The organism is Streptomyces sp. NPDC087787 (assembly GCF_044743035.1).
Classification (GTDB): domain Bacteria; phylum Actinomycetota; class Actinomycetes; order Streptomycetales; family Streptomycetaceae; genus Streptomyces.
Genome location: NZ_JBIUVQ010000020.1, coordinates 94044 through 101015, shown reverse-complemented (window position 1 = coordinate 101015; position 6972 = coordinate 94044). Strand labels below are relative to the sequence as shown.

The following is a 6972-nucleotide window of genomic DNA, read 5'->3' as shown; positions in this document are numbered from 1 at the left end:
GACTACTCACTCCCCTTGAATCGGAAAACTGGTGGAGAACAGCCCCCGCGGGCCACACCGATCGGGCGCATCCGGGCCGGGCGGGCGAGCAGATCTCGCCCCGCGCCTGGGACGTTACCGCTCACCCGGCGTACCGGAACGGCCTTATAAGAAGCCTCGATAAACCATCGCCGCAGGTCGCCCGAGCAATTACCGGGAAAGGACGCCCCGCCCGGGAACACCGGTGCAGCGGGGGCGCGTTCCGCGGCGGGCCCGGCCCCCGCACAGGCGCAGCGGGTCCCAGTCCGGACCGCGTGCGGGCAGCCGGCCCGGGTCTCCCAGCACCGCGCCCGCGTGCACCTCCGGCAGGAGCGGGCGGCCGAGGATCTGCCCGGCGCAGGCGATGCCACTGACGGCGGCGCCGGTGATGCCGCTGCCGTAGCGGGTGCTCTGCCCCACCACGTACAGGCCGGTCACGCTGGTCCGGGTGTCCGGCCTGGCGCCCGTGCCGCCCCAGCGGGCCAGCCCGAAGGGCGAACCGCCGGTCGACCGGGTGTAGCGGCGCTGTGTGGCCGGAGTGGCCAGCTCCAGATGGGTCACGTACCGGCGGAAGGGGCCGAGCGCGCGTTCCGCGGTGGCCAGCATCGCCTCGGTGACCCTCTCCTTCTCCGCCAGATAGGCCGGGTCGCGGCGGTACGGCCCGCCGCTCTCGGACGCGGCCGCCGCGCCCCACGCCTCCAGCGACCGCGGACACAGCGCCATCACCTGGAAGTTGGCGTGTCCCGGCGGCCGGATGGCCGCGGTGTCCGGGTCCTTGAGCGAGGCGAACGAGATGAACACCGACGGCGGCGCGTCGAAGCGCCCTCCGGCCAGCCGGCGGAACGCCTCCTCGACGTCGGCGTTCCCGTGCCACCACAGGTTCGCCCCGGTTCTGCCCGGCAGTTCCCGGTCGAGCCCCACGTAGAGCACCACCAGGGGGAAGCCCGTCACGGCCGTCCGGGCCCGCTTCCCGATCGACGCGGGGAAGTGCTCCTCGCCGGTCAACTCCCGGACGGTGCGCACATAGTCGGCGTTGGACACCACGACCGGCGAGCGCAGTTCCCGTCCGCCGTCCAGCACGACACCGCACGCACGGCCCTGTTCGACCAGCACCCGGTCCACCCGGTGCCCGGTCCTGACCGTCCCGCCGTGCCCGGTGATCGCCTCGGTCAGCGACGCCGCCAGCATCTGGCCGCCGCCGACCGGATAGGCGGCGCCCCGCAGATAGTGGTCGGTCACGCTCGCGTGCATGCCGACCGTGGCCTCCTCGGGGCCGATCCCGTAGTTGAGCGCCTGCGCGGCCAGCACGGTGCGGGCGGCGGCGGACAGGCCGCAGTGCTCGAACAGCTCGTGCAGCGTGCGGCGGCCCCAGGCCACCGCGGTCGGCGTGCGGCGCAGCACCTCGGCGGGTTCGGCCCCGGCCGCGGACAGCAGCGTCCAGCGCATCTCGGCGCCTACCGCCGAGCACACGGCCACGAACTCCCGCAGCCCGTCCTTGTCCGCAGGCAGCACCTCGACGAGCCGGCCGAGATAGCGGTCCCAGCCGACGGGTACGGACATCCTGAGTTCCGGCAGGACCACCTCGTCGAATCCGTCCGGGTCCATCTCGCGGAACGTGACGCGGTCGCCCAGGCCCAGTCCCCGCAGGATCGACGGCAGTACGCCGTCGGGACCGCAGTCGCCGATGTAGTGCACGCCGGCGTCGAACTCGTAGGCCGAACGGCGGCGGAACACATGGCTGTTGCCGCCCAGCACCCCGGCCTGTTCGAGCACCAGCACCCGGTGGCCGGCCACCGCCAGGTACGCGGCGCAGGTCAGTCCGCCCATGCCGCTGCCGACCACGATCGCGTCCCAGTCGTCCGCGAGCCGGTGCTCGTCGCTCATCGCGCCCCCTCGGGATCGTCTCGGTGAAGGCGGCTCAGCCGCAGCCGCCGGCGTGACCGGCGTCCGCGCCCGCCGCGGCCATCCGCGGCAGCGCGGCCGCGTCCGCGTCCGGCACGGCGACGGCGGAGCGCGGGACACCGCGCAGCGCGGCGACGAAGGCGGCCACCCGGTCGACGCCCCAGAATTTGTCGTGGCCGTGGACGAAGAACGGCACCCCGAACAGGCCGTCCCTCGCCGACGCGGCCAGGATGTCCGCACCCCGGGCACGCAGTTGCGGATCGTCGGCCGCGCCGGCGGCCCGGTCCGGGTCCAGGCCCAGTTCCTCGGCGATCGAGCCGATCACGGCGGGGTCGGAGATGTTCTGCGACTCCTGCCAGCGGGCGCGGTAGACCCGGTCGACGAACTCCTTGCCCTTCCCGGCGTCCTCGGCCACCAGATAGGCCAGGTGCGCCACCTCCCAGACCGGTTCCCGGTCGATCGGCCAGGTGACGTCGAGCCCGCGGTCCTCGGCCAGCCGCCGCGCGTCCTGGAGGATGTAGAAGTTCTTCTCCCGCGCCATCGGCACCAGTGGCAGTTCGGCCCCGGCCTGGGCGAGCAGTTCCTGGCTGCGCGCGTCCGGCTCCCAGAACGGGATCCACCGCACGCTGTCCAGGACGTCGGGATGGTGCTTCTTCAGGTCGTGGTGGGCGAACCAGGAGTACGGGCTGCGCAGGGAGAAGTACCAGCGGGGCGGCTTCTTGGCCATGGCGGCGTCCTTCGGTGGGGAAATCGGGGGTGGGCTCAGATGGTGATGCCGCCGTCGACCTGGAAGACGGAACCGGTGATGTAGCCGGCACGCTCGGAGGCCAGGAAGGACACCAGGTCGGCGACCTCGTCGGCCCCGCCGAAACGGTTCAGGGGGATCGAGGCCAGCATCTGTTCGCGGACCTTGTCGCTCAGCACCGCCGTCATGTCGGTCTCGATGAAGCCGGGGGCGACCACGTTGGACCGGATGCCGTAGCGGCCGACCTCCTTGGCCAGCGACTTGGCGAAGCCGATGATCCCGGCCTTGGTCGCCGCGTAGTTGGACTGGGTGGCGTGGCCGTGGACGCCGGCCACCGAGGAGAGCAGCACCAGCGAGCCGGAGCGGCGCTTCATCATCTCGAACACGACCGAGCGGCAGACGTGATACGTGCCGTCGAGGTTGACCGCGAGCACGTCCTTCCACTGCTCGTCGGTCATCATCAGCAGCGGGTTGTCACGCGTGATGCCCGCGGCGGTGACCGCGACGTCCACCGTGCCCAGAATCTCCTGGGTCTCGGCCACCCAGGCGCGCACCGAATCGGGCTGCGCCACGTCGACCTTCCTGGCCAGCACCCGGACGTCGAACTCGGCGAGCTCCTTCTCCAGCGCGGTCGCGGCCTCGTCGTTGGACTGGTAGCAGAAGCTGACGTCGTGGCCGTCGGCGGCCAGCCGCTTCACCACGGCGCGGCCGATGCCGCGCGAGCCGCCGCTGACCAGCGCGACCGGCTTGGTGTCCTGTGCCATCGGGCGTTCCTCCTTGTCGGTCGTAGGTCGGTCGTACGTCGGCCGTATGCCGGCTGTACGTCGGCTCAACCGGCGGACGGCAGCAGCCGGCCGGACGGGCGGAACGCCATCACCATCCGCTCGACCGACATCACCACCTCGCCGTCGCACGAGGTCTCGCCCTCGAAAATCGCGGTGTCGGACAGGGCGCGGGAGAGCCGGGCCCGGTGCAGGAGCACGTCCCCCGGCAGCACCGGCCGGTGGAACACGACCCCGGAGAGCCCGCCGAGCAGCATCACCCGGTCGGTCTCGTGCGCGTCGCCCTGCTCGCCGGGGGAGCGCCAGGTCGCCAGGATGCCGGCGGTCTGGCCCCAGGACTCGATCAGGAGCGTCGGCGGGTACTGAAGGCAGACGCCGGCGTTGAGCGCGCCGACGCCGCGGTAGCACTGCTCGTTGCGGGTGATCGCCTTCGTCGCGGTGACGCTCTCGCCCGGAACCAGGTCGACGACCCGGTCGACGAGGAGCATGGGGAACCGGTGCGGAAGCAGGCGCTCGACCTGGACGGTGTTCATACCGCGACCTCACCGGACAGCCGCAGCCGTACCGAAGCGGCCTCGCCGCGCTCGGTGCTCGCCGTGGCCCGGCAGCGTACGCCGCCCGCGTGGTCACGCAGCTCCAGGCGCACGGTGAGCAGATCACCGGGGCGTACGGCACCGAGGAAACGGGTGGACTCCACGGCGAGCAGCCGGGGTTCGGGCATCCCGGACCGCTCGGCCACCGCGAGCGCGGCGCGCTGCACGCATTCGACGATGCAGACACCGGGGAAGATCGGGAAGTCGGGGTAGTGGCCCGCGAAGACCGGCTCCGTCCCGTCGATCGCGACGGTGGCCACCGCGCTGAGCACTCCGGCGCCTCCGGCGTCCGGCACGGACCGGGCCACCGACGCCACCTCGATCCCGGCGTCCACCGGGGAGGGTCTCGGGGCGTAGGACCTCGGGACGACCGGCTCGTAGGAGCCCCGGGCGACCGGCTCGGCGGGTGCCGCCGGTGGGGAGACGGTCACGCCGACACCGCCAGCTTGCGTTCGAGCAGCGCGCGTGCCTGGCTGAAGGTGCGGGCCGTCCGCATCTCCTGCTCGGTGAACTTGACCTGGTACTTCTTCTCCAGCACCACGACCAGTTCCAGCAGCAGCAGCGAGTCGACCTGCAACTCCTCCACGAAGTCGGTGGCCTCCTCTATGTCGGTGGCGTCGACGTCGATCACATCGGCCAGGGTCCGCCGCAGTTCTTCCTTGTCCAGCTTCTCGAAGGGCTGTGCCGTCATGACTTCCGCTCTCCTCCGTTCGTTTCGTTTCCCGGTACGGCCCGGTCGGTTCCGGGCCGTACCGGTGCTCAGCGCAGCCGCAGCAGCGCGCAGCCGGTTCCGCCGTCGCGTTCCACCGCGGTGACCACCGCGACCCGCCCGGCGGTACCGGGCGTCCGCTCGGCGACCGCGAGCACGGAGGCGATCTGAAGGCTCACCGAGGCCGCCGACGCGTCCCCGAACAGCTCGGTGTTCGGCACCTGTTCGAGCGCTGCGGGGCCGAACGTCTCAGCCAGCACGGCGCGTTCACGCGCGCCGAGCGCGTCGCCGGCGCCGCACGGCACGGCCGCCCACACCTGCGAAGGTTCCACCGAGGCGCGGTCCATGGCGCGGCGCAGACAGGAGCCGAGCACCATCGGCAGCCGGCCCTCGGCGAACACGCCGCTCTCCACGGCGAGCACCTCGGCCAGCACGTGTTCGGCGGCGACGGACTCCTCGGGTTCGAGGAGCAGCATGCCGGCGCCCTCCCCGAGCAGCGCCGGCCTCTCCTCGTCGGTCCGGGTGTGCCACTCCAGCCAGGACCGCTCGTTGGAGTACTCCTCCGCGGAGCCGCACAGCACCGCCTCGGCCCGGCCCGCGCCGAGCAGTCTGCGCGCGTAGTTCAGCGCGAGCAGCCCGGCCAGCCGGCCACCGGCGATGGTGGCGTTCGGACCCTTGATCCGGTGCCGGATCGCACACTGGCCCGCCGCGCAGTTCATCACCGTGTTGGGCATCTGCGCCGGGTCGACGAAGTACGGCTGCTCACCGGTCAGCGAGTCACGGGTGAAGTCCATCATGCTCTGCGCGCTGCCGGTGGTGGTGCCGAGCACGACGGCCCCCCGGTCGCCGGTGGCGACCTCGTGGTTGCGCTCGGCGTCGTCGAGCAGCGCACCGACGGCGCTGACCGCGAGCCCCGTCACCCGGTCCATCGACCGGGTGCCCTTGCGGCCCAGCGCCGCGCGCGGGCTGAAGCCGGGCACCAGCCTGGCCCGCTCGTCGGGCACCTGCCACTGCTCGCGGTCGATCCGGACGGCGGTCTCACCGCCCTTGTGCATCCCCTCGACGAACGCCGCACGCCCCATCCCGAACGGGGACACGGCCGACCAGGCGGTGATCACCGGTCTGCGGGCGGCGCCCCTGGTGTCGCTGCTCATGGCGACAGCTCCTTCCGACAGGTCGGGTCAGCCGGCGGCGGGGGTCTTGCCGCCGAGCGCGGCCAGCACCTCGTCGTCGAAGGTGACCAGGGACCAGTCGCGCTCCGGCGACTCCTTGGTGACGTAGCCGTGGGTGATGTGTCCGGTGGCGACCGGCACCAGCGCGCCGTCGCGCACCACGTAGCAGTCCATTCGGGCTGTGAACAGGACGGCCTTGAAAATGTCCTCGACGGTGAAGACGGTGTACAGCTCGTCCTCGATCCGCACCTCGTCGGTGAGTTCGATGTCGCACTTGGTCACCACCGGGATCCAGCTGCGCTCGTCCAGCAGGCGCTGGATGGCGATGCCCCGGTCGGCGACGAACAGGTGCAGGACCTCCTCCATCTGCCGCAGGAAGCCGGACATCTGCATGTGGCTGGTGAAGTGGCAGTAGAAGTACGGCACGCGCCACTTCCAGCCGAACGCGTTGTCGTCGCCGATGATCTCGGCAAGCACCGGGTCGCCGGAGCGGGTGGTGACACCGCGCTGCGCGGACAGGTCGATGTTGTCCACCGGGGCGGCGGCGAGCGGCTTCGGCGTCGCCTGCCCCAGCCGCGGCACCACGAAGCGCGTCAGGCGCTCGGGCAGCGGCTTCGGGTCCGGTACGTGCTCGATGGCCCGGAGGGAGACCTCGACCTTGCTGGTCACCGCCTTGCGCGGCGCGCCGTCCCGCTCCACGGTCCCGGTGAGCGCGAAACGCAGCCGGGTGTCGGAGTCCTTGGTGACCGGCCTGACCTCGACGGCGACCGTGTCGTCCAGGGTGAGCACCGTGTGCAGCCGGGTGTCCACGGAGACCACGTCGAAGCCGGCGCCGTACTCGACGTAGAGGGCCGTGGCGCCCAGACCCGCGGCGCGGAAGTGCTCGAGCACGGCGGCCTCGAGCAGGTAGTGCACGTGCTTGAAGCCGATGGTCGTGCTGATGTTGCCGCCCTCGTAGGACGGCCGCAGCGAGAAGTGGCCGGTGACGTCGAAGAAATCGTCCAACGACTGCTCGGTCGGCTCGGGAACACTGCTGATCGGGGACGTCATG

At 71.8% G+C, this 6972-nt stretch carries 8 protein-coding genes; all 8 read right to left on the bottom strand.

What is annotated here, in order from left to right; all coding sequences use genetic code 11:
- Nucleotides 1-189 precede the first annotated feature (189 nt).
- On the bottom strand, nt 190-1902 hold the full coding sequence (locus ACIOWN_RS28220; protein WP_362353951.1) for an NAD(P)/FAD-dependent oxidoreductase: 1713 nt from the start codon (nt 1900-1902) through the stop codon (nt 190-192).
- Between the two features lie 34 nt (nt 1903-1936).
- Entirely contained in the window at nt 1937-2647 is a 711-nt protein-coding gene (locus ACIOWN_RS28215; protein ID WP_362353949.1) for a DsbA family protein, read from the bottom strand.
- Nucleotides 2648-2682: 35 nt separating this feature from the next.
- Nucleotides 2683-3429, bottom strand: coding sequence for a 3-oxoacyl-[acyl-carrier-protein] reductase (fabG, locus tag ACIOWN_RS28210; protein ID WP_362353947.1), 747 nt, complete (start codon nt 3427-3429; stop codon nt 2683-2685).
- A gap of 65 nt (nt 3430-3494) precedes the next feature.
- Nucleotides 3495-3980 (bottom strand): beta-hydroxyacyl-ACP dehydratase, encoded by a 486-nt coding sequence (locus ACIOWN_RS28205; protein WP_362353946.1) that lies wholly within the window; start codon nt 3978-3980, stop codon nt 3495-3497.
- The gene (locus ACIOWN_RS28200) at nt 3977-4471 is read right to left on the bottom strand and encodes a hypothetical protein (RefSeq protein ID WP_362353944.1); all 495 of its coding nucleotides are present in this window, start codon (nt 4469-4471) and stop codon (nt 3977-3979) included. The genes ACIOWN_RS28205 and ACIOWN_RS28200 overlap by 4 nt, the downstream gene beginning before the upstream one ends.
- Nucleotides 4468-4731, bottom strand: a complete 264-nt coding sequence (locus ACIOWN_RS28195; RefSeq protein ID WP_100570035.1) for an acyl carrier protein — start codon at nt 4729-4731, stop codon at nt 4468-4470. The genes ACIOWN_RS28200 and ACIOWN_RS28195 overlap by 4 nt, the downstream gene beginning before the upstream one ends.
- A 68-nt stretch (nt 4732-4799) precedes the next feature.
- Nucleotides 4800-5903, bottom strand: coding sequence for a beta-ketoacyl synthase N-terminal-like domain-containing protein (locus ACIOWN_RS28190; protein WP_362353942.1), 1104 nt, complete (start codon nt 5901-5903; stop codon nt 4800-4802).
- Between the two features lie 27 nt (nt 5904-5930).
- Nucleotides 5931-6971 carry a thioesterase family protein gene (locus ACIOWN_RS28185; protein WP_362353940.1) on the bottom strand — a complete coding sequence of 347 codons (1041 nt, stop codon included), beginning with the start codon at nt 6969-6971 and terminating at the stop codon, nt 5931-5933.
- Between the last annotated feature and the right edge of the window lies 1 nt (nt 6972).

Excerpts from the sequence above, each read along its gene's own strand:
- ACIOWN_RS28220 (WP_362353951.1), bottom strand. The coding sequence starts at position 1,902 with ATGAGCGACGAGCACCGGCTCGCGGACGACTGGGACGCGATCGTGGTC.
- ACIOWN_RS28215 (WP_362353949.1), bottom strand. The coding sequence starts at position 2,647 with ATGGCCAAGAAGCCGCCCCGCTGGTACTTCTCCCTGCGCAGCCCGTAC.
- fabG (WP_362353947.1), bottom strand. The coding sequence starts at position 3,429 with ATGGCACAGGACACCAAGCCGGTCGCGCTGGTCAGCGGCGGCTCGCGC.
- ACIOWN_RS28205 (WP_362353946.1), bottom strand. The coding sequence starts at position 3,980 with ATGAACACCGTCCAGGTCGAGCGCCTGCTTCCGCACCGGTTCCCCATG.
- ACIOWN_RS28195 (WP_100570035.1), bottom strand. The coding sequence starts at position 4,731 with ATGACGGCACAGCCCTTCGAGAAGCTGGACAAGGAAGAACTGCGGCGG.
- ACIOWN_RS28190 (WP_362353942.1), bottom strand. The coding sequence starts at position 5,903 with ATGAGCAGCGACACCAGGGGCGCCGCCCGCAGACCGGTGATCACCGCC.
- ACIOWN_RS28185 (WP_362353940.1), bottom strand. The coding sequence starts at position 6,971 with ATGACGTCCCCGATCAGCAGTGTTCCCGAGCCGACCGAGCAGTCGTTG.